This is a genomic window from Faecalibacterium sp. I4-1-79, assembly GCF_023347235.1.
Taxonomy (GTDB): Bacteria; Bacillota; Clostridia; order Oscillospirales; family Ruminococcaceae; genus Faecalibacterium; species Faecalibacterium tardum.
In genome coordinates, this window is sequence record NZ_CP094467.1 from 2,903,862 (window position 1) to 2,925,710 (window position 21,849).

Annotated in this window: 24 protein-coding genes and 1 tRNA gene; 7 read left to right on the plus strand and 18 right to left on the minus strand. The window is 50.3% G+C overall.

From position 1 onward, the window contains the following. Nucleotides 1-282: 282 nt before the first annotated feature. From MTP36_RS14320 to MTP36_RS14345, 6 genes are all read right to left on the minus strand, one after another. A complete protein-coding gene (locus MTP36_RS14320) occupies nt 283-1,773 on the minus strand; it encodes a lipopolysaccharide biosynthesis protein (RefSeq protein WP_249251494.1) in 1,491 nt (496 codons plus the stop codon). Between the two features lie 28 nt (nt 1,774-1,801). Continuing rightward, entirely contained in the window at nt 1,802-2,356 is a 555-nt protein-coding gene (locus tag MTP36_RS14325) for a M48 family metallopeptidase (protein WP_249251496.1), read from the minus strand. A gap of 1 nt (nt 2,357) precedes the next feature. Further along, complete coding sequence (locus tag MTP36_RS14330) at nt 2,358-3,275, minus strand: DMT family transporter (RefSeq protein WP_249251497.1); 918 nt, start codon at nt 3,273-3,275, stop codon at nt 2,358-2,360. Then, entirely contained in the window at nt 3,272-3,814 is a 543-nt protein-coding gene (locus MTP36_RS14335) for a hypothetical protein (protein WP_249251498.1), read from the minus strand. Before MTP36_RS14335 ends, MTP36_RS14330 begins: the two co-directional genes overlap by 4 nt. A 148-nt stretch (nt 3,815-3,962) precedes the next feature. Beyond that, nucleotides 3,963-5,249 (minus strand): glycoside hydrolase family 10 protein, encoded by a 1,287-nt coding sequence (locus MTP36_RS14340; protein ID WP_249251500.1) that lies wholly within the window; start codon nt 5,247-5,249, stop codon nt 3,963-3,965. After that, nucleotides 5,246-5,746, minus strand: a complete 501-nt coding sequence (locus MTP36_RS14345; RefSeq protein ID WP_097779100.1) for a conjugal transfer protein TraD — start codon at nt 5,744-5,746, stop codon at nt 5,246-5,248. The genes MTP36_RS14340 and MTP36_RS14345 overlap by 4 nt, the downstream gene beginning before the upstream one ends. Before the next feature lie 126 nt (nt 5,747-5,872). Between MTP36_RS14345 and MTP36_RS14350 the strand changes: the two genes are divergently transcribed. Beyond that, the gene (locus tag MTP36_RS14350; RefSeq protein WP_055185978.1) at nt 5,873-6,292 is read left to right on the plus strand and encodes a hypothetical protein; all 420 of its coding nucleotides are present in this window, start codon (nt 5,873-5,875) and stop codon (nt 6,290-6,292) included. A 251-nt stretch (nt 6,293-6,543) separates the two neighbouring features. Further along, nucleotides 6,544-6,619, plus strand: a tRNA-Ile gene (locus MTP36_RS14355). Between the two features lie 54 nt (nt 6,620-6,673). On the opposite strand, the gene MTP36_RS14360 is transcribed toward MTP36_RS14355, so the two are convergent. From MTP36_RS14360 to MTP36_RS14410, 12 genes are all read right to left on the minus strand, one after another. After that, nucleotides 6,674-8,152 carry a site-specific integrase gene (locus MTP36_RS14360; RefSeq protein WP_249251502.1) on the minus strand — a complete coding sequence of 493 codons (1,479 nt, stop codon included), beginning with the start codon at nt 8,150-8,152 and terminating at the stop codon, nt 6,674-6,676. Between the two features lie 107 nt (nt 8,153-8,259). Next, nucleotides 8,260-8,484 carry a hypothetical protein gene (locus tag MTP36_RS14365; RefSeq protein WP_055185980.1) on the minus strand — a complete coding sequence of 75 codons (225 nt, stop codon included), beginning with the start codon at nt 8,482-8,484 and terminating at the stop codon, nt 8,260-8,262. Next, on the minus strand, nt 8,477-8,881 hold the full coding sequence (locus MTP36_RS14370) for a type II toxin-antitoxin system PemK/MazF family toxin (protein ID WP_429966217.1): 405 nt from the start codon (nt 8,879-8,881) through the stop codon (nt 8,477-8,479). Before MTP36_RS14370 ends, MTP36_RS14365 begins: the two co-directional genes overlap by 8 nt. A gap of 82 nt (nt 8,882-8,963) precedes the next feature. Beyond that, nucleotides 8,964-9,809, minus strand: coding sequence for a DUF6551 family protein (locus MTP36_RS14375; RefSeq protein ID WP_249251504.1), 846 nt, complete (start codon nt 9,807-9,809; stop codon nt 8,964-8,966). Continuing rightward, nucleotides 9,806-10,849 (minus strand): hypothetical protein, encoded by a 1,044-nt coding sequence (locus MTP36_RS14380; protein WP_249251505.1) that lies wholly within the window; start codon nt 10,847-10,849, stop codon nt 9,806-9,808. The genes MTP36_RS14375 and MTP36_RS14380 overlap by 4 nt, the downstream gene beginning before the upstream one ends. After that, nucleotides 10,827-11,072 carry a hypothetical protein gene (locus MTP36_RS14385; RefSeq protein WP_227613675.1) on the minus strand — a complete coding sequence of 82 codons (246 nt, stop codon included), beginning with the start codon at nt 11,070-11,072 and terminating at the stop codon, nt 10,827-10,829. The genes MTP36_RS14380 and MTP36_RS14385 overlap by 23 nt, the downstream gene beginning before the upstream one ends. Before the next feature lie 559 nt (nt 11,073-11,631). Continuing rightward, nucleotides 11,632-11,937, minus strand: coding sequence for a helix-turn-helix domain-containing protein (locus tag MTP36_RS14390; protein WP_249251506.1), 306 nt, complete (start codon nt 11,935-11,937; stop codon nt 11,632-11,634). Between the two features lie 341 nt (nt 11,938-12,278). Then, a complete protein-coding gene (locus tag MTP36_RS14395; protein WP_117527974.1) occupies nt 12,279-12,707 on the minus strand; it encodes an RNA polymerase sigma factor in 429 nt (142 codons plus the stop codon). A 144-nt stretch (nt 12,708-12,851) separates the two neighbouring features. Beyond that, nucleotides 12,852-13,034, minus strand: a complete 183-nt coding sequence (locus MTP36_RS14400) for a hypothetical protein (RefSeq protein ID WP_147323233.1) — start codon at nt 13,032-13,034, stop codon at nt 12,852-12,854. After that, nucleotides 13,006-13,614 (minus strand): accessory gene regulator B family protein, encoded by a 609-nt coding sequence (locus MTP36_RS16100; protein ID WP_117527976.1) that lies wholly within the window; start codon nt 13,612-13,614, stop codon nt 13,006-13,008. The genes MTP36_RS14400 and MTP36_RS16100 overlap by 29 nt, the downstream gene beginning before the upstream one ends. Nucleotides 13,615-13,707: 93 nt before the next feature. Beyond that, a complete protein-coding gene (locus MTP36_RS14405; protein WP_117527978.1) occupies nt 13,708-15,027 on the minus strand; it encodes a sensor histidine kinase in 1,320 nt (439 codons plus the stop codon). After that, nucleotides 15,012-15,731: a LytR/AlgR family response regulator transcription factor gene (locus tag MTP36_RS14410; protein ID WP_117527980.1), complete on the minus strand. Its 720-nt coding sequence runs from the start codon at nt 15,729-15,731 to the stop codon at nt 15,012-15,014. Before MTP36_RS14410 ends, MTP36_RS14405 begins: the two co-directional genes overlap by 16 nt. A 171-nt stretch (nt 15,732-15,902) precedes the next feature. On the opposite strand from MTP36_RS14410, the gene MTP36_RS14415 reads away from it, so the two are divergent. From MTP36_RS14415 to MTP36_RS14435, 5 genes are all read left to right on the plus strand, one after another. Then, nucleotides 15,903-16,259: a helix-turn-helix transcriptional regulator gene (locus tag MTP36_RS14415; RefSeq protein ID WP_117527982.1), complete on the plus strand. Its 357-nt coding sequence runs from the start codon at nt 15,903-15,905 to the stop codon at nt 16,257-16,259. A 277-nt stretch (nt 16,260-16,536) separates the two neighbouring features. After that, nucleotides 16,537-16,974 (plus strand): hypothetical protein, encoded by a 438-nt coding sequence (locus MTP36_RS14420; RefSeq protein WP_117527984.1) that lies wholly within the window; start codon nt 16,537-16,539, stop codon nt 16,972-16,974. Between the two features lie 139 nt (nt 16,975-17,113). Continuing rightward, nucleotides 17,114-19,609: an ABC transporter permease gene (locus tag MTP36_RS14425; protein WP_249251509.1), complete on the plus strand. Its 2,496-nt coding sequence runs from the start codon at nt 17,114-17,116 to the stop codon at nt 19,607-19,609. Further along, entirely contained in the window at nt 19,606-20,283 is a 678-nt protein-coding gene (locus MTP36_RS14430) for an ABC transporter ATP-binding protein (RefSeq protein WP_249251510.1), read from the plus strand. The genes MTP36_RS14425 and MTP36_RS14430 overlap by 4 nt, the downstream gene beginning before the upstream one ends. 557 nt (nt 20,284-20,840) lie before the next feature. Next, entirely contained in the window at nt 20,841-21,707 is an 867-nt protein-coding gene (locus MTP36_RS14435) for a thioredoxin family protein (protein WP_117527990.1), read from the plus strand. Nucleotides 21,708-21,849: the final 142 nt, after the last annotated feature.

Consider the following 21,849-nt stretch of genomic DNA (forward strand, 5'->3'; position numbering starts at 1 on the left):
CCCTTCCGTCTGCTCCCCCTTTTGTCGCTACGCGACATCTTCCTCCGGCCGGGGGAAGTCGGCCCTCAAGGGGACGGCTTTCGCGGTGGCGGGTAACTTTGCGGCATTGCTAAAAGGCGTCCCCTTGGGGGAGCTGTCGCCGCAGGCGACTGAGGGGGTTTCCCTCCCGTGAAAATGGAATACCGGAGCGTCCGCAGACGCTCCGGTATTCCGAACTTATAAATAATTTTTCCGCTGAATATGGCCAAAGCGCACGCGGCGGCCATTCAAAATCGTCCCGCTTTACGCCTTTTTCGGCTTCAGCCAGCCGTCCACGGCGGCTACCAGCGCCTTGCCCCGGCGGCCCAGCAGGCGGGGCAGCAGCACCCGCGCCATGGCCCATACGCCCGCAAAGTTGTACAGGATGATAACCAGCGTGATCAGCCCCGTCCACAGTCCGTACAGCGGCGGCTCTGCCAGCAGCACAAAGGCTTCAAATACCAGTGCGGCGGCGTTTGCCAGCACCCGCGCCGGGTGGACATGCATCCCGATCATGCGGCGGGCATCCACGGCGCGCAGGGTGAACACCAGCGCAAGGCCAAGGAAGGACGCATAGGTCGCGCCCACAGGCCCCCACAGCTTGATGAAGAAATAGTTCATGATGCAGTTGCTGATAGCACCCGCCATCATGGTGACCATGCTGCGCTGCGACTTTTTGGTCACCACATAGACGCTGTTCATGAACTGGTTGAAGCAGCTGCAGGTGGAAGCCAGCACAAGGAACGGCACAAAATGCCATGCGTAATAATAGTTGGACTTCATGACGTGCATCACCGGGCGGCACAGCCAGATAATACCCGCCGCACAGCAGAACAGAACGCTGGAATAGGTGCGGAAGATCTGGGTAAAGAACCGCGCACGCCCTTCCTCCTCGGTGACAGCGGAAAGCTGCCACGCATCGTAGAAGATCAGACCCAGCGTGGTCAGGATGGTGGGCAGGAAGTAGCCGGTGGAAAGCAGGCCACTCCATGCGTTGCCGGTGCGCCCGTCCAGCCCCTCGCACATCTCGCGCACAAAGAACAGGTCGGACGCATTGATGATCCAGAAACTGATCTGCGCCGGGATCATGGGCAGCGAGAAGTTGAGCATCTGCCGCCACAGCTTTTTGTTGACGCCCTTCAGCTCCACATAGTTCCACAGCTTGCCGGTGAACATCAAGAACAGCACGCTGGTCAGGTCGCCGCTGATGATGGCCAGCAGGTAGCCGTTGGCGCCCCACTTGAAGCTCACCAGATACAGCACATAGAACGCCATGGTCGCCACGGTGCACAGCACGCCGTCCACTGCCACCAGCTTGTTCCACTGACGGCTGCGCACGAACTGGGTGCATAGGGTGCGCAGGCAGCTCATGAGCACATAAATGTAGATCAGCAGGCCGTACTGCGCCATATCCGGCAAAAACTGGGTGACCGGCCAGCACAGCACCAGAATGCCAAAGCCGCCCAGAATGGTGAGCAGGCCGTTGGTGAACACCTGTTTTTCGCTGTTGCCCTTGTCCAGACCAAAGCGGATGATGGCGTTGGACATGCCCATGGACACAAAGGGGATGAGCAGGTTTGCGTACTGGCTCAGGATCTTGGACAGACCCAGATCCGAGATCTCCGCCATGGCGTAGGTCAGAAAGGGCTGTACGATCAGGGTAAGCAGCTTGGACGAAAAGCTGGAGATTGCAAAGATCAAAGTATTGCCGGCCAGTTTGGAATATTTATCGCCGGTCTTTTTTTCGTTTTCCAAGGGAATTTCCCTCCGTTTTTACGATAGATTATCTTTTCAGCAGCTCCCGCCGGGCCTTCCAGTCCGGCAGCAGCTTTTCCACTTCTGCCCAGAAGGCTGGGCTGTGGTTCAACTGCAAAAAGTGGCAGTACTCGTGTACTACCACATAGATCTGCGCCGCAGGGGGCTGGTTATACAGCTGCAAAGCAAAGGTGATCTGCCGCTTGCCCGGGCAGCACACGCCCCAGCAGCTTGTCATGCTGCGCACCTTCAGAACGGGCTTCTGCCCGCCCAGCACCCCGGCAAAGGCCGGGTAGACCTTATCGCTCATGGCGGTAAAGTAGGCCAGTGCCGTGGCTTTGTCCGGCAGGTCGGTGTTGTCCCTGTTCCGCTTGGTGATGTTCTTCACCCGGGTATCCCGGATCCACTGGGCGTTTTGCAGCACAAAACGGTCAGCCTGCTCCAGACTGGCCGTCAAAGGGATGCTTACCATCACGGTGCCGTTGCTGCGCACCCGCAGATGCAGCTGCTTTACCTTTTTGCGCACCAGCTCGTACTGGATGCCCTCCACGCTGCGCAGCTGGGCGCACGGCTTTGCCGGCATCTCAGGCCTTGCTCCGCATCAGGCGGCCAAGGGGCAGCTGCGCCAGCACCACGGCGGCAAACAGCAGCACACAGCCGGTAGATTCCCGGAAGGAGAGGTTCTGGTGCAGCAGCAGCCAGCCGCCCAGAGCGCTGAATACGCTTTCCAGACACATGATCAGGCTGGCCACGGCGGGGTTCAGGTCCCGCTGACCTAAGATCTGCAGGGTGTAGGCCACGCCGCTGGACATGATGCCGCAGTACAGGATAGGCCCGGCGAAGGTGACAAACTCTGCCATGGCAGGCTGCTCGAACAAAAACGCCGCCACGGTGCTTTCCACCGACACCACAAAAAACTCCACAAGGCTCAGGCGCACGCCGTCCATCTGCGGGGAAAAATGATCCACTGCCATGATCTGGAAGCTGAACAGCACCGCACACAAAAGCAGCAGCCAGTCGCTGCTCTGGATGCTGCCAAAGCCGTCCTTCATGCACAGCAGGTACAGCCCTACCACGGCAATGGCCATGCTCACCCACAGCTGTGCGCTGCCCTTGCGGCCCAGAAACAGGCCGAACACCGGCACCAGCACCACATACATGGCGGTCAGAAAGCCCGCCTTTGCGGTGGAGGGGTCCAGCGTGATGCCCAGCTGCTGCGCTGCGCTGGCTAAAAACAGCAGCGTGCCGCACATAAGCCCGGCTTTCAGCAGCAGCTTGCGCTCTGCCGCCGTTTTGGGCTTGCCGTCCGGCTTGCCCTGCCGGTGGTGCAAGGCGTCAAATGCCTTGACCGTGGGCAGCAGCACCAGTACCGCCATCCAGCTGCGCCCCGCCAGAAAGGAGAACGCACCCATGCCGGAACCGGCGCTCTGCGCCACAAAGGCTGTGCCCCAGATCAGGGCGCACAGCATCAGCAGCATTGAATTTTTCGTCTGGTTCGTCATCCGGCAATGCCCTCCACCTTCATCAGGCCGTACAGGTAGTACCGGCTGGAATCATAGGAGATGGTCACGCGGTACTGCGCCGCCGGGTCCAGCCCGGAAATGGTGCAGCGGTAGTCGGTGCCATTGGTCTTGAAGTAGTAGGTGCTGTCCGGCACATACGCTGCGCCGCCGTCCACCTTTTTCCACAGTGCTACCTTGAACTTCTGGGTACCCTCGGCGGTGCCGCAGGCCATAATGTTCAAACTGCCGCCCGGCACGGTAAAGTAGCCGGTGTTGCGGCTCCAGATGCCGTTGAATACCGCATACAGGCAGCCGTCTGCGGTGGCGGTGGCATACTTTGCCGAGGCATCCGCAATGCCCTGAATGATCAGCGGGTCGGTGGTAGCTTCTGCCCAGCGGGTGGTGTCCTCCTCCTGCACTTCCTCGGAGTGGCCGGTCACCTTCTGCGCCACCTTTTTCAGGGTCTCCTTGCAGCCGGTCAGGCTAAGCACCATCACCGCCGCCAGCAGCAGTGCCAAAAGCTGTTTTTTCATCTTCATAGCTTTCCTCATAGAAACAAAGAAACTTTTCTTTTTCGTGCGTCTCTGCCAACGGGCAGATACAAGTTAAGTATACCGCATTTTGCCGCTCTGCACAAGATACCTACGTTTATTTTGTGCGGTTTGCCGCCTGTTTCTGCACAAATTTTCACGTATTCAGCGCCCGCAGCGCCGCGCACTCGGCCCCGGCCAGCGCGGGAGCCTCCGGCCCGAACAGGCTGCCGTAGCGGTACAGTGCCCAGCCGCCCGCCGCCTGCTGCCGTAAGTCCTTTACCTGTGCCGCCAGCGCGCTGCCGGTGCTCCAGCCGGACACGCTGTCCGGGTTCGCGCCGCCATCCCCGGTGCCCACCCGGTACGCTCCCAGCCCGAAGTACAGCGCCACATCTCCCGCCCGAGGGTAGCTAAGCCACGCCGGGACGATGTTTTCAAAGGCAAAGCGGGTGCTGCCGGATTGCAGGGTAAAGCCATAACCCCAGTACACCTGCGGGCAGAGGTAGTCGATGACCTTTTCCTCCCCGCCTGCCGCCAGCCACGCGGTCACATCGCTGTACTGCTGGTCGAGGTCGTTGTCCGGGTTGCCCTGCGGACTGATGCCGAACCGCAGCGTGGGGTCTGCCGCCTTTACCGTGCGGTACACTTTCGCCACCAGCGCGGTAACGTTCTGCCGCCGCCACGCGGCAAGGTCGGCTGCGCCGCTTGCCGCAAACTGCACCGCATCCACGGCGGCGTCGGTGGTGGGGTAAAAGTAATCGTCAAAGTGGATGCCGTCCACCGGGTAGTTCTGCAAAAGCTCTGCCACCCCTTGCACCACATAGTCTGCGGCGGCAGGCACGGCGGGGTTCAGGTACAGCCCCTCCCCGGCGGTGCACAGCCAGTCCGGGTGGGTGTTTGCCAGATTATTCTCTGCCAGATTCGGCGGCATCGCCGCCGAGGAGCGCAGACGGTAGGGGTTGACCCACGCCTCCACCCCGATGCCCCGGCGGTGCGCCTCGGTCAGAAAGACATCCAGCGGGTCAAAGCCGGGGTCTTTGCCCTGCACCCCGGTGCACAGATGGCTCCACGGGAACAAACTGCTGCGGTACAGTGCATCCCCGAAGGGACGCACCTGCGCCAGCACGGTGTTCAGTCCCAGCCCGGCGCAATTGTCCAGCAGCTGCGCCGCCCCGGCGCGGAAGGTGTCCTCGGTGGAGAAATCCAGCAGCGCCCAGTCCAGATAGCTCACCCACACCGCCCGCCACTCTCCGGCGGGCAGGGCGGGGTTGGGTGCCGGGGGTGTATCCTGCCCGGAGGCGGCAGTGTTTTCCGCGTTGCCCTTTTGCCGCAGATACCACCCCGCCAACCCGCAGGCGGCAACGCCCGCCCCAGTCAGAAAGGCTCTGCGCCCAAAGCGGCGTTTCGCCTTGGCTTTTTTAGACGTCCTGCGGCGCTGGGTCACAGGGTCTCCTCCTGTGTCTTATACAGGGTAAGTCCCGCCCAGCCCCGGGCGCAGGTCAGCAGCACGAACATGATATTCGTCCAGAAGGCAAGGCCGCTCATGCCCGCGTACTTGGTCAGCATCCAGAACACCAGCCGCAGCACCTCGGCGGCGCTCACCAGCTGCAGCTGCCGCTGGATGGGTCTGCCGCGCTCGTACTCAGTCGCCAGCAAGGCAGGCCACACCAGCGCCGAGCAGATATCCCCTGCCCAGCCGCTGGCACCCAGCTTGCTGAGCATCAGCACCACGAACACGCCGGTGTAGTTGCGCTTTTCCCTTGCCGGTGCGCCCTTTTGCGCCGCCAGAAACAGCACCGCGATGCCGGTAAGGCAGAACACGATCATTTCCAGCCCGGAAAAATCCATCCCGCCCAGCACGGCAAAGCCGCCCAGCATGGACACCGCCGCTGCAGCCAGCAAAAAGAAATACCAGGTCTTGCGTGTAAATTTAAGCTTCATGAAGCCCTCCCCCGGGCGTTTGCGCCCGGCTTGCAGAAAAATTTAAAAAAGAATTGTAAATATTATAGCACAAACCCCCGCAGGTTGTGTTACAATAAGGAAAACTCTTTTGGGGAGGGTCTTTCCATGAACGCTGTCGTTTCCGTCTGTCTTTTAGCCTGTGCGCTGGGCATAATCGTGTATCTGCTCTCCCGGCGGGAGACAACCCGCCGCAGCCAGTACGGCCCCGCCGGCCTGTCCGAGTTCCGCACCGGCCTTGCGCTGGACGAGTGCTTTGACCGTCTGGACACCTGCAGCGACACCGACCTCTTTGCCTACGAGTGCCGCCGGGAGAACGACGGCAGCTTTCTGCTGCACCTGACGCTGCACCAGCCCAGCCAGCAGCCGCTGGACACTTTGTACACCCTGCGGCTGGACCCCGGCCGCCAGACCGTGGTGACTTTGATCTTTATCCGGGAGGCCTTTGGCTACAAAGAGCCGCTGTTCCCGCCCGCCATGCTGGACGAATTTATGCTGCAAAAGCTGGATGCCCACCGCACCAAATGATTTTTGCGGAAAATGCTTTCCTTTTTGCGCAGTTTTTGTTATACTAGTGCGTGTTGCAGCAATGCAGCACCCCTGCGGGCCAGTAGCTCAGCTGGTCAGAGCTGGCGGCTCATAACCGCCAGACCTTACCATTTCCACCTCTTTCAAACAGCGTTTTTCCGTTGTTTTTTGGTTTTCAAGCAGCAAAAAGATCGTACTTGGGTATTTTCTGGGTACGAAAGCCGTTTGAAGAATCTCAAACAACGTCATAAGGGCCATTAGCTTAACGGTTAAAGCCGGCGGCTCATAACCGCTCCAGTGGGGGTTCGAATCCCTCATGGCCCACCAAAAAAGCACGAGATTTTGCGTCTCGTGCTTTTTCTTTTGCCTGATGGAGCAATCTCACTTGTACAGTTCTCTGCTCATCTGTTTCCGAATCTCATCACGCCGCCTATCATAGACCTGCGTGTAAATTGCAAGGGTAGTACTGGGCTGTGCGTGTCCGGCTTCTGCGGCTACTGTCGCCACACCGATATTGGGATTGGACAACAGAATGCTGACGAAGGTGTGCCGGAACATATGCGGATGAATTTTTTCAATGCCCGCCTTTTTTCCAACACGGCGTACCAATGCGCCATAGCTATCCGGGTTGATAGGAAAACCATAGTCGTTGCAAATCACGAAGTCGTTCCCACGCAAATCCAAAAGGGACTGTGCGTATTTGGAGCCTTTCTTCTCCAAATTCTTCTGCCAGCTTGCACCCATCAGCTTCTTCTGGGCTTTCCACTGTGCATAATAGTCCTTCAGGAAATCCATGAACTCCGGCGCAACATCCACATCACGGATATTGCTTTCCTTCGTTGTGGTAAGCTGATAGCCATAGTTCGGAAAGACCAGCAGGGATTTTGACACATGGATCGTTCCCTCGCGGAAGTTTACGTCTTTCCATGTAAGTCCAGCCAATTCACCACGGCGGACACCTGTGTTCAGCAAGCACAAAACGATTGCTTTTTCCAGCATAGAACATTCTTGTAAGGCAGCTTGCAGAGCTTCTACCTCATCACTATGTAAGCAATCCACCGATTTTCCTTTTCGACCAGATGCCTTTATCATTGGCATTTGAAGTGATGTTCCATAGTTATCATTGGCGTAGTTCAGAACTGACCGAATGAACAGATTGTACTCTCGCATCGTCTTTTTCGTCATGGGACGGCGATCAATCTCTACTTCAAACATCTGTTCAACGGTCTTACCTAAAGCCGTTGCCACCTGTTGTGCCGAATCCAAAGATACCGTTTCGCCACGGAAGATTCGCTCAATGGTTTCCTCTCGGATGGTGCATTCCTTCGCAATTTTAGGGCAGGATACCGTTTTGAACTCTTTAGCTTCTGGTTTCAAAACTGCACGTTTGTAAACTCGTGCGTCACTGTCCTCAATGAAGCGAATCATCGAATCACAATCCTTTTTTGTAATCAACGCAATCGGCTTTTCAGAAAACTCCGGATAACACTGGATGCGCTGAAGATATTTTTCCTTTTTCAAACTCGTGTTCTCTTTATTCCTGTTGCTATCATAGTCGCCCTTCAGACGAACTGAAGGTGCCATACGAGAACGGTTTGAAGCTATGTACTCCTGCGCCACTACTGCAAAGGTCTTTCCTGCATTGCTGGCTTCCTTGTCTGCCTTTTCCTGTTCCAGCCGTTCAAATTCGGCAGCGGCAGCTTTCGCAGCAGCGTTGCGCGCACGAGCGTTTTTCAGTTCGGTGGAGTCAAAATCGAACCGACCATAACGGCGTTCAATTTTGCCGTTCACCAGAACATTTGCGATGAGTTTATAATAACGAGGCTTCTTTTTGGGTTCTCGCAATTCAAACGATGCCATATATTTGCCGTCCTTTCTGTGTGGTGGTTATCTCTGTCACGATGAGTATAGCAGATCGGGCGGTTAATTTTTAGGATGTCGCAGTTTACGCCCGCATCCTTGACAAATCACAAAGTTGTCGTTCCACCGTTGAAGTAGTCAGCCATCTTGCCAAGGTTGATGTACCACTTGATGCCTGACTGGAACGCCATACCCGGCACTTCCCGGCAAAGGCGGCGGATGTAATATTCAGGCAAGCCCATACGCTGACTTGCCTGCTTGATGCTGACGATCTGCGGCAGAACAACCGCTTCGGTTTGGATCTCTGGCGATACCATCACTTTTTCATTCATCGGCATTCCTCCTGTCCCATTCATTGATTTCCAAACTGTTCATCAGGGCTTCTTCGATCCTGCGCATTTCATGCCGTGTAGTCTGTCCTAAGAAGCGCTGTATACGGCTTTTGTCTATCGTGAAGATCTGTTCCAGCTGAACCACAGACGGCTTCTCAAAGGCTGTATTGTGGGCTATCAGAACGTGTGTGGGCTGGTATTTCTTTTTCTCGGTGCGGGAAGTCACTGTCGCCACGATAAGGGTAGGCGCATAGCGGTTTCCTACATCGTTTTGCAGAACCACCACAGGGCGGGTGCCGCCCTGCTCGGAGCCGATGTGCGGCTCCATGTCTGCATAGTAAATGTCCCCTCTGAGGTATTTCCAGTCTTTTGGTATGATAGCGATCAGACCTCCTATCCTTCTATATGTAGCAAGAGCCGCCCGTTTATGGCAGGCGGCTCTTGCAGGAAAAAGGAGTATGCCTAGAAAGGCAAGAATGTTACTGCTTGATGGGAAGATTGAAGCGGCGGCTGGAGCCGTTGTAGGTGCGCAGGATCAGCATCATATATTTGTAGCTGACCGTGCCACTCAGAGATTTCTCGTCGTTTACCAACGTCATGGGGTGAACAGTGTGCAGCCGCTTGACCAGACGCTCCGGGTCATACTCGCCCTGATACAGAGCCACAAAGCGAACCATGCCCTGCAGGATGCCGGAGCGGAGGGAATCGGGGTCACCCTCCCAGCCCTTTGCCAGCATGGTCAGGGCTTCTTTGTAGAGGTCTGCGCCGTAGGTCTTGTACTCCTTGAATGCCGTGCGGATGCAGATGATCTTCCACGGGGCACGGTAGCTGTCCAGACCGAGCTGCAGACCGGTGCTTTCGGTGGCTTTCACGAATGCGAGAGATTCCGGGTCTTTGCCCACCAAAGCGGCGCGCAGCTCTGCGCCAGCGGTCAGCGGCGTGGAAACGCCAGTCTGCCGGGAAAACAGCATGGCTTCTTCTTCCTCTGTCAGTCCCTCATACACCTTACAGATGATCGGAAGATCCTGCCCGCCGTTCATCGCCCGACGGGTCACGATGGTATGCTGACCGTCAAAGACGAAGTAGTGACCGTCCCGATAGCTGACCTTGGGCGGGTTGGCGATCAGTTCGGTGAACTCCGCCGACATCTTTTCGACATTGGGGATGTTCAGCTTGCGCTGATATTCCGCAGGGATTTCGAGAAAGGCACTGTTGATGACCTTTTCTTCGTAAGGCCGCTGAGCGAAAAGGGCTTCGATGATGGCTTCATCGGTGATTTCGGGCATGATCTCAGGCATGGTGCTGACGCAGTTCATATTTTTCATAGCAGTTCCTCCATCTTATCTTCCAGATTATTCAGGTAATCTCTTAGCTTCTGAATCGTTCGTCCTACGGATGCACGGTTCTCTGCATCGGACAGAATGTCGGGATATTCCCGGAAAACGCTTTCCCAGCGGCGCATCATACTGTTGGCGGCTCCCGATACTTCGCAAAGCATCGCTGTACCATCGGCAAGTCGTTTGGGTACATAGCGGCTGTTTGCGATTTCAAGAATCTGCTGACGGTCGATTTTCAACGGTTCATTCACTTTTTGTGGAAAAGTCTGCTCCTGCGGAGCCGGAGTGTGAACCAGTTCTTCGTCCGTAGATTCTTCCTCGGATGTACTGGAATCGGAAAGCGGTTTGGCTGCTGGGGGCGGTGTTGTTCTGGTCATGGCGGCTTTCTTCTGGTCTTTGGGTTTGCAGATTTCAGCCACCAGTGCCGGACGTTCTTCGGGAGGTGCGCGGGCAACGGATGCGATCTCAGCAGCGGTCGGTTTTACCTCGCCAGTAAGGACTTTCTGACGGGTGCCGGGAACAGCTTTTTCGGCGGCATCCACGCCCTTGGAAAACTGCTCAGCCCTTTTTACAAAGCTGTCATTGACACCGTTTTCATCGGCGATTCGTCGACGTGTCCACCGTTTGTCAATCGACTGGCCATTTTGGCCAGTCGATTTTTTAAGGTTACTTTTCTGATCACCACCATGGTTTAACTTCTCGGCTTCGTATTGTTTCCCAATGAGGTACTTCTTCTGTTCCGGGGTGAGATTGCGCCGCCCCAGCTGATTCTTGCAAATCCAGATGATGGCTTCATAGCGGTTTGCAAACTCCGTTTCGTGAACAGTGAACGGGATTTCCGGGTGCTTCTTGGCGATGATGAAACGGTTGTGTCCGTCCACAATCAGCCCCTCCCACACGATGATGGGATTGATGATGCGTCCATCCCGCAGGATGTTGGCTTCCAGCTGGTTAAGTTCTTCAAAGGTCAACGGTGGAATCTTGCCCTGAAATTCAGGGTCAACTTTAAGCGCATTCAGATTCATCATCGAACCGTCCTTTCTTAAAATAGGTGGATTTCGGGCTGGTGGGCTGGATGTAGTAGTCGTAGCCGAAGTTGGTCTGGCAATAGGTGCAGGGTTCCTTTACGATCTGACCGGGGTCTGCACGGCGGACACGGATGCCACGGGTGTTCCGAAAGGCATTCAGGCAGCGGGGGCAGAGGGTGGTCAGGGTCGATTCGTCAGTCTTGTGGGTAAAAGTACGGCTCATAATCATTACCTCCGTGTCATCAGAATGAATATTCGGTATGGAAAAAGCCCACTGCCTTGATTCAGAAGAATCCCGGTGGTGGGCTTTGAAGTTTTGCTTTAAGTTTTTCCAACCTATTTGTCCTCGACCCCCGTTGGATTTGGAATGCACCTCGGTAAGTGGGGACTTGCACCCACACTCCACATTGGCTTCTTCAGCCACCCCGCCTTCTTTATGGCCGGGCCGCGAGTTACGGAAGTTTCATTATTTTGTCCGAGGGAATGATATTCAGTTTTCAAGGTACGGCTTACAGCTTCGGGCTTCTCCCCGTCTGGGGTGTTGCCCTTGCTGTGACCATAGTGTACCTGAAAACTGAATGCTTTTTTAGGAGGTCGTACCTCCGGTTTTTAAGCAAAAAACCGGAAGTATCGCTTCCGGTTTTGAGTGTTTTTCATTGATGTTGCGACATAAATTTTTCGACAGTTTTACAAATGCGACTTTGAACTTTTTTCAAAGAAAAAAGCCCTCTCGGACACCGGCTTGTATGAGCCATCCGTCCGAAAGAGCTGTTGTGTGTAATTTATAACTCGTAAGCAAGAGCCTCTAGGCTGCGTGCCATGCGCTGAAGTTTGGCACTGACTTTCTTCTTCATCAATTCTTCTTGCTCAGAAGTGGATTTCCCCATAATCAAATGGTCGAGCGTAGTGTTGAAAAATTCAACGATTTCAACGAACAAGTCAACCGAGGGGGTGTACTCTCCTCTTTCAAGGCTACGGAGGTGGCGGTCACTGATGTTCAGTTTGATTGCCAACTCCTCCTGCGTCATGCCTTTGACCTTGCGCAGGTGCTGGATACGTTTGCCGGTGGCGTAAGAATCAAAGTACATAAGCCAGCCCTCCGAACCCAAAGTGCGGGTGTTCGCGCCAGCGATGCCACTCGTGCATGGGTTCAGAGGCTTTGCAGCCAAAGGGGGCTTGCGTTACAATTTTGGAAATCTTAAACATCTTCGTCCTCGCTTTCTGTCGTTAAAGGCATAGTGGGGGCGGAGTTGAAAGAAAAAACGGGCGACAAAAATCAGACCCGCGTCACCTCGCCGCCACGACTTAATAGCGAGATGCTCGAAATCTATTTTTGCCACCCTGCGCAGAGCGTTTTTCCTTTCGTTGATAGGAACGGAAAAATTGTCCCTATACTAATAATGACAAAAAATGCCCATTTGTATGGGTATTATGCGAAAACTTCACAGTTCTCTCGCAATTTCGCTAATGCAGCTTGAATGCTTTCATTTACACTGCCTCTTGTAACCCCCTCCAAGTGCGCGATTTCTTCTATTGTCTTATTATGGTGATAACGCTCGATCAGTCGTTTTATCTGTTTTTCAGAAAGCATCCGAAACGTATCACCAAGCTGCGTTAGCTGCCACCTCTTTTCCACTGTATCACAGGGGTCATTTAGAAAGTGCAGCACATCACATTCATATTGCGCATAAGGATTGTCCAAGGAGTGCTGTGCATGATAACGACACACTTGGCGCAAATGCGCTTTTTCGCGCCGAACCATTTCGTGCATGACTTCAAATATTTCTTGTGTCACCTCAATAAAGCAGTCTTGCTGGTGTGCATCGGGATAGTGGTCTTTCAAATTGATTTCTGGCATCGTGTTCCCTCCTTATACGAGCGGACAAGCGGTGTCGAGCCGAGATAATAATATAAATAAAGATGGCAATATGAGATTCGGCTTGCACTCTATCGAGGATGCCACGAAAATCATATTGCCACCCAAAGTCATTCTGCGAATACGTTACAAAGTCTGTGTATGTTGAACAGAGCATTTGTTTGGCTCATCGGCTATGGAGTCATCATCTTTCAAGGGGCGCTGTGCTTGATAGAGCCATCCAAAGCATTCGGGTGGCCACGCTTCCATGTCTTTTTTGATCATTTTCTGAATCAAAATTTTAGCGTATCTTTTTGTTGTTACATTCATATGTAGCATCCTCCATTTTATGCTGGCTGACCTTATTATAATGTGCAACAATCAGAGAAATTGCATCTGCAATTAAAGCTGCTGCTACACAACGGAACAAATTGCCTAAATAGATTATATCAAAAAGGCAGATTAAATTTATAACAATCAGTCGAATTCGAGACTTCTTTCTTAACGCACAAATTTCGTCAATTGAAAGATGAATGCACGCATTATTACTTGGAGAATTAAACCAAACAACCAAATCTGATATTATTAGAAATATCGTTGTGGCAAGTAACGAGAAGCGATTCGAAAACCATAGACAGCAGATTTCCATACACAATGACAAAAACAAACAACGCATATATGAAGTGGCGTGGAAACCATTAGTACATGCTCTCAAAAACAAAAAACAGAATCCGAACACTATTGTTTGCACAAACCCAAAGAATAAGCCTCCTACCAGTATTAAAAGCGCCCAAGTTACCCAAGTGGTAAGCCGCTTTAACATACTATATACAAGCCATTCATAAGACTTGGGCTCTATAATGTTGAGAGCAATACATTTTAAAGCAAAACATTTTATTAATGAATCCATATACTCTTTCTTTCCATCGGTTGTTCGTTTTATTTATGATAGCATAAAATATGTGCATTATCTGCTTTTTTGTAACAAAAACGGTATTTTATGTCATGAAACACGAGAAAATGCTATTTCCCCTGTAAACTGAAACCATCCATCTTTATAAGACATGGCGTAATCACCGCTGTATTTTTTTAGGATAAGTTTGACATTTTCCAATCCAAAGCCATGCATCTCAGGCTCTTGTTTTGTTGTGGGGATGCTGTCATTTATAATTTCAACTGGAGCAGAGGTATTACGCACCGTAAAAAAAAATGTATCATTGGCCACTGCTGTAATCTGCACTATTTTCTTTCCGTTAAGTTTTTGACACGCTTCAATTGCGTTGTCTATCAGATTGGATAATAACACTACCATATCGGCTGCATCCAATGAAATCTTTGATAAATCATTTACCTCAAAGTCCATTTCAACACCCACGCTTTCAGCAAATGAAGCCTTTGTATTAAATAGCGCATCTAAGATTGGATGGTGTGTGTTAACTAAAAGCAACCGTTCTGACTGAAATTCTTTAACGGAAACAATATACGCCTCTGCTGCGGTGTATTCATGCGTTTGCAGAAGATTATCAAGTACATTGATATGCGCACGAAAATCATGAACTTTTTTTCGTTGTGCGGCATATAGATTGCTTGCTGCTTCCATGTTTTTGATTTGAATTTGAAGTTGCTGATCTAAAGCTAATAATCGTTCCCTTGTTCTTGCAGCCTGCTCTATTTGTTCCAGCAAAAAAAGGACGGCAATATTTGCAATAAAAATCACAATGCAACAGACGGCAATCATTCCATCACTGAGAGGCCGAGCGCTGGATGCATAAAGAAGCACAATAAGCATCAAAAAAGAAGAAAAAGGATACAAAAAATACAGGCTCAATTGAGAAATCCCTAAAGTAGAAGCCTCACGTGAAGATGGTTTTACCCACGAAAATTTCCGAAAAGCGAGAACGATTGTTAACTCAGATGAGTAATACAAAGCGGAGTAAATAACAAACGGAACTTGCGCATAGCCGAATTCGTTTCCTTCAATTCCATAAAGCGTAGACACAAGCATTCCCATTCCCATTGAAAGTGCATAATTTAATAAGTACTCTATCGTAACAAGAAAGAAAATATAAATCGATGTTATTTCTTGATATAAAATTCGTGCCAAGAAAAAGCTCGTTACAAGCACAATAATGATTTTTGTGCTTTGTTCGCCAGAAAACAGCAGACGGTTTAAGAACAATCCGCCAAACGAAAGCAAAACAAATGTAAGCAGAACGCCCCAAAAACGCACTCCTGTCCAACGACGTGTTGCAAAAGCATCCAAAAAGAAAACCATGCAGAGAATATCAATCAATGTAAATGCAAGACTCAACAAATACTCCATTTGTTTTCTCCTCTCCAAAGAAGATATTTTTTCTTTAATTCCGCCCGATTCTTTTCGCTGGGTGTCAACACAATTCCTCCTGCAAGTTGAATTCGATTGTGTTGAAAGATTTCAATGTATTCCATATTAACCAGATAGCTCTTTTGTATTCTTAAAAAGCCCAACATCTCCATTCTTTTCTCCATGTTGGTCATACTTTCATAGAAGCGATAAGTGGCATGACCGTTATGCACCAAATGCATCACAATAATTCGCCCCTCTGATTCAAGGTATAGAATATCGTGAATCGGGATATCAATACTCTCAGCGTTGATTTTGATTGTAACAACTTTACGACATTTTAACATTTCTTGAACAGCAAGATCAAAAAACTCTACCAAACGAATTGAAATATCCGATTTTAATAGGTAACGGAACGCCTTGACCTCATATCCTTCGGGCGCATATTGAATAAAATTTGTTACAAAAATAATGACGGCTCTCGGTTGAACGAGTCGCAAATTTTTAGCCAATGTAATTCCATTCATGCCAGGCATATCAATGTCCAAAAAGGCAATGTCAATAATTTCCAGAACATTCACACATTCAGGCTGCGTATATGAATATAGTTTGGCCGAAATGCATTTTTCTTGGCATCGCGTCTGTAGCATTGTTGTTATCGTATTAACGGCATTTTCATTATCATCACATACCAAAATATTCATCTGTTTTTCCCTCCAACGAACATGGGCCAAACCGGATTCTGAACATAGCATAACTTTCCTACCCCCTACAAGTCAATCGAAGTTCAATATAATCGAACATTATATGTAGTATAGTACGATTATGTTGAAATTTCAAATAGTACACTTTATATAGGATAGGAGTGTACTGGAATGGAGCATTATTTAGGAGAAAAGCTAAAAAAGCTGAGAGAAAGTCGTGGCTGGACGCAGGCGGACTTGGCTAAACGGTTAAATAAGGCTGTATCCACGGTCAGTGGATATGAAAGTGATGCACATGCAATTCCGTTGGATGTTCTTTCAAGCATTTCATCCTTATTTAGCATTTCAACAGATGAACTCCTAGGACTGGATGCGCCAGAACTGTTGTCTCTTTCAGGACTGACGGAAGATCAAAAGAAAACGTTGGTAAAGCTACGGGATGAATTCTTAGCACCAAGTCAACAGGGAAATGACCTTTCTCCACAACAAATGGAGATTTTGCATGATGTTATAAAAGCCTTTGGCTGATAGCTGGCTTACGATATGGCGCGAGTACGCGGCAATCATCCGTTCTGATATGTCCCCCGATGCTGGAAGTCCAGTGTTGGGGGACATATCGTTATATATGAATCCGACTTCGTTACAAATTTTCTCCATTTTGCTACAAAATTGTGGACTTTAATTAACTCTTGTGCTTTGATATAATCAATAGTTGTAATAAAATTTGAACTGGAGGTGGTTCCGGTGCAGAAGCAGTGACCATAAGACATACATTGTATAAAAACTCTATACAGGAGGAAGAACAATGAAATCTATGAAAAAGATGTTTGCACTCTTTGCAGTGTTTTCGATGATGGTCACCTGTCTTTCCCTCTCTTCCTTTGCACTGGAGCCTGACACCGTTCCGTCGGACACCACCCCCGATGCGGACGCTGCTATGAGCGAAACCGATATCGCAGCGGATGCGATTGAAGAAGATACGCTCGTTATGCCTGAATACGATGCAGTGCTGGATGATGTTATCTCTGAAATTGCTCCAGAGGCAGAGATCGTAGATTCGGTTGAATCTGATAATATTTATCCGGCTTGTAAGCACGACTACATTCGTTCTCCCGTTGGAAGCCGTTACCAAGTATATGACTCCGAAAAGAAACAGTATGGTTATGCGCAAGATTATATCTATCGTTGCTCTAAATGTGGCGAATATTACTACCATACTGAATATTCTGAATGGCATTATTAAAATCATCTTAGAAGATAGTCATAGTTTTTTCTGACGATACAACTTGATTATATTCTTCTGCCTGCTCACAGGCACTTGTGAGCAGGCGTTTTTTATTAAAGTAGATTTATGCTTGATTATTCTGCAGCGAGGGTGCGTTATGAAAGTCAAAGAAAACCCATCTCTTATTTTGGCGTTCCATGGGATGCTTGGGCGGAAAAAGCAAACCAGCCTGTTGCTGATCCTGCTGACGATGGTTTTTTCGTTTCTGACAGCAGCAACGATTTATTCCAACAGTTCCGCCCAGGCGTTGCAGGATACCCGATGCGAACTGTACGGCGAGTGGCAATATCTGAGATTATCGGATACGGACACGGATGCTGCACAGGTGCGGGAGAATCTGCCTGCGTCCGCAAAAGCCAGCACAACGATTCAGAATGGAATCGTTCTCGGCGCAGACGATGGCGTGGCGGGCGGGATCGGAACGGTAGACGATACCTTTGCACAGCTGGGGCGTATCGTGCCGATCAGCGGTGATTTCCCCACCCAGCCCGATGAGATTGCCATGACGACGACGCTGCTGGATGCGCTGGGCTGCTCCTATGACGTAGGGCAGACGGTCACGCTGAAGGTGGCTGCCAATGATTACGACCCGCTGGCAGGCTCCGGCGCAGTGATGGAAAAAGCCTATACCCTGTGCGGTGTTCTTCCTGCCTATGATGTTTATTGGAATCTGAACGGCAATCTCACCGTCAGCGGCATTGTAGCAGAGCCGCTTGCCTTGGACGGGCAAAAGTTCCAGACGTTTTATTATCTGAATGCAACCGCACCCGTGACCGCTTCGACCGACCCTGCTTTAGTGGCAAACGAGTATGCCTACCCGCAGGAGGATACCGTTTCGTCCTCCCTGCGCTTTTTGCTGGTCGCAGCGATTCTGGTCAGCTTTTTTGCAGTGGCGCAGTATTTCCTGATCGTTCTGCACAAGCGTGTACATACCATCAACACCTTCCTGACGCTGGGGGCTAAAAATCGGGATCTCCGGCTTATGTGCCTGTGGGAAGCGCTTTTTGCCGGGCTTGCAGCAGTTGCTGCAGGGTTTGCACTGGGCTGCGGTGCTGCGGCCGTCGGTCTGGGGCTGCAGAAGCACCTTTCGTTCTTGGCGGTCCCCGCTGCATCTCTTGTGCCGTTGGCGGTGCTGTTTCTGCTCTCCGTACTGCTGGGTGCACTTTTGCCTGCGGTGCTGGTTCGCCCGCAGACCGCAAAACCCAAAGAGAAGCCTGCAAAAAAATTCCGCTTGGCACAGCTGCCGCTTGCACCGCAGATCGGTGTCGGCTGCGCGGTATTGCTGATCGCCGTCAGTTGTTTGTATGTCGGCTGGCGTGTCATGCTGCCATATGATCTGGATGCACCGTATGCCTGTCTGTCCATCAAGATGAACGGAACCTCCGGGATGCCGTTTTCTCTGAAAGAGGATCTCGCTGCATTGCCCGGTGTGGAAGAGGTTTCCGCTGCAATTGATCTGACCGATACCTATACCGTGACGTCAGACAAGATCCAGTCCAGCAAGATGCTTGCCGATATCTGGGTCAAGGACAACGGTTTCTATACGGACATTCCGAGCTTGCTGCAAAATGCAGAAAGAGGAACGCTGAACACGACTGTCTGCGCCTTGCCGGAGGACGAACTGCGCCGCATTGCCGCAGATGCCGGCGTTTCGGACGAGAAAATAGAGACACTGCTGTCCGGGGATTCTGTTTTGACCCTGTGGGGAGATTGCTATTATGACCCCGCTGCGGATGAATATTATCAGGGCTTCCAACCGGATGGCAGTACGTTGGTTGAACCGGTTTTTGCGGCCGGAGACAAGTTGAGTATCCAATATCGGCGTTATACCGGGCAGGATGAAGCCGGGAATGAGGTCTACCGGACGTACACCGCCCAGCTGCCCATTGCCGGTGTCGTAAAGTCTGCAAGCAATTACACACTGCTGACAACAGACCGGCTCCTTTTCAGCGGCACAATTTTTGTCAGTACGGCTCTTTACCATAAAATGTTTGAGAGCGCAGGAAGTTTCTTTATGGAAAAGGAAGGATACAGCAGCCTGAACGTGAAACTGTCCGCTGGCAGCAATTTCTCTTTGCGGCGGTCTATTTCCTCCATTGCGACGCGCAGGAATGGTATCCTGCGTGCAGATAACTACGACCTGATCAGCCAGAGCTACACCGAGGGCACACAGAGCGCTTTCCTTGTCGGTATCCTTGCGGTATTCGGGGTCCTTCTGGGGTGTGCGCTGCTGGTGGTTTTGAATCTTTCGGCTTATGAAGTCCAGCAGCAGCGGCTGTCGCTTCTCCTGACGCTGGGCGTTTCCCCGAAAAAACTGGTGCTGTCCTATGCAAAGCTGCTGCTCCCGGTCATCGTTGGGACAACGCTGCTTGTGAACATCGTTGTCTATGCGGTAGTTTCGCGTATCGTTCCGATCCAGAGCATTCTCGACCTGATCCGTATTCATACAAGCGGACGGGTATATGCGTTCCATAAACCCGTGGGAAGTCAGATCATGGTCAGCGTTCTGCTGATGGTGTTCTGGCTGTCCGCAGCGTTGCTGCCGATCTTCTCTTTTATTCGTAAAAAAGCATCCAAGGGGGACATCTTATGAAGGATAAAATTCTGGAAGCTGTACAGATCTCCAAAACCTACGGGGAAGGGGAAAGTGCGGTTCACGCCCTCAAAAATAGCGACCTGACCCTTGAAAACGGTACATTTGCGTCCATCATCGGTTCCAGCGGCAGCGGAAAATCTACGCTCCTGAAAATTCTGGGAGGACTTTTGCCGCCCACCACCGGTAAGGTGCTGCTGGACGGTCAGGACATTTATGCAATGAATGCGGAGCAGCTGGCACAGGTGCGGCGGCAAAAGATCGGCTTTATTTTTCAGGATTTCCGCCTGTTCCCGGAGTACACGGTGCAGGATAATATTCTGACCCCGTTTTATCTGGACCATAGAGCACCGGATGAACAGATGCTCCATAAGCTGACCGGAATCTTGGGCATTGCGGGCAAGCTACATTCCCGCCCCGCACAGCTTTCCGGCGGACAGCAGCAGCGTGTGGCAATCGCCCGTGCGCTGATTGCAAAGCCCCGCATCGTTTTTGCAGACGAGCCTACCGGAAATCTGGATACGCGGACGGGTGAGGATACGATGCGGCTGCTGATGGAATGTGCTGCGGAGTTCGGGCAAACGCTTATCGTTGTCACGCATAACCCGGAAATTGCGCAGAAGGCGCAGCAGATCATTCGGATCGAGGATGGACAAATTCTGAGCAACATTTGATCGATTTGATTGTAGGGTCTCTCCTTTGCATAATGATTTTCTGACAACTATCATTTTACAGGAGCCCTAGTGGCTTGTCTATTACTGATTCAATTTTGCGAACTCAATTATACGCTATCATGGGTAAAGTCTAACCACCGTTTTATTGAGCACTTACGATAAAACAGATTTGAATGTACATGCCCATTCAAAAAAGAATGCGCTCCCCAAAAGTGTACAGCATGCAAACAACAGATTTGCTGAACAATCAAAATGACGCATTCACTTCGATATTTGGTGAGCGGCTTCACCTCCGTCCAACTTCATAGCGAAAAGTATCAACCATGTAAAAAAGATTTTTGAATAACGCCGATGGATTATGAGTGCCCCTCAAAATCCATCGGCTTCTTTTTCATTACAATAAAACCCTTGATTATAACAAAAATGTTGATTTATTGAAAAAGTATTATATCATATGAACAAATCAAAATGTTCAGCTCCGCTATAATTTTGATTTTGAACGGTCAGACATGATGCTTAAAGCATTTTGAACCCATTAGGAAAGGACGCTCGACGGTATGAAAAAAGTTGTTGTTGTTCAAAGCGCTATTATTGCGGTGCTATTATTACTTTCTGGAGTTTTGGTGATTGCACAGGCAAATGGAATAAGCTTGTCATCCATATTAAATGATTCGAACGTATCATATATTGAATTCGGAGATGAGTTCTCCGGATTTGATTTATGGGATCATGAAGGTAAAGCCGTGACTAAGATTTCCAAAGGCAAGAAGTACACAGTTACCTTTTATCTCTCCAGTTCCTGTTCAAGCTGTCTTGACAGTATTTCTGATTTTGAGAGGTTTGCAGCTACCTTTGGTGACCAGATTGATTATGCGATTATTTGGCAGGATAAAATCCCTGATCATTATATAAATAAATATTCGCTTGACCCAAGCATCAACTATTCGTTAAATGGGGAAGCTAAATTGTCCACCGCTACTCCGACATTCTTTATACTTGATGATTCTGGATTTGTAATATTTAAGGATGTTTCCCGAGAAAATTTGATTGAGAAGCTTATTCTACTTGACGTAACAGATAGCGACGAATTAAAAAGCAACGCCAATAAATATATTGTTGATAATTATTCAAATAGCTCATCAAATAAACCCGTGCTTATCTATTTTTACATGCCCGGCTGTTCTGATTGCGATGCCGCAAGCAAATTGTTTGAAAGTAACAACGTTTCAGACGATTATGAAATTATCTATATTTATAAATATGATTCGGAGAATGGGGACTACAATATAGACAAAGACAAACTGTTTGGACTGGTTTACGATATTAACTGGTATCCTTCATTTATAATGATAGATAAGGGTTCGTACCGAGAAATCGGGGAAACCCCAGTTGAAAACCTTTTATCTGTCATATATCAGCGGTAATCTTCATGCCACAACATTTGTGTGCTTTCTCGGCTAGTCACACAGAAAGGAGTTCAATAATGACAAATATCTCAAAGGCTGTGAATCGTCTTGTGGTTGTATGTATGCTATCTGTAATGATTTTCCTTGGGATAATCTGTAA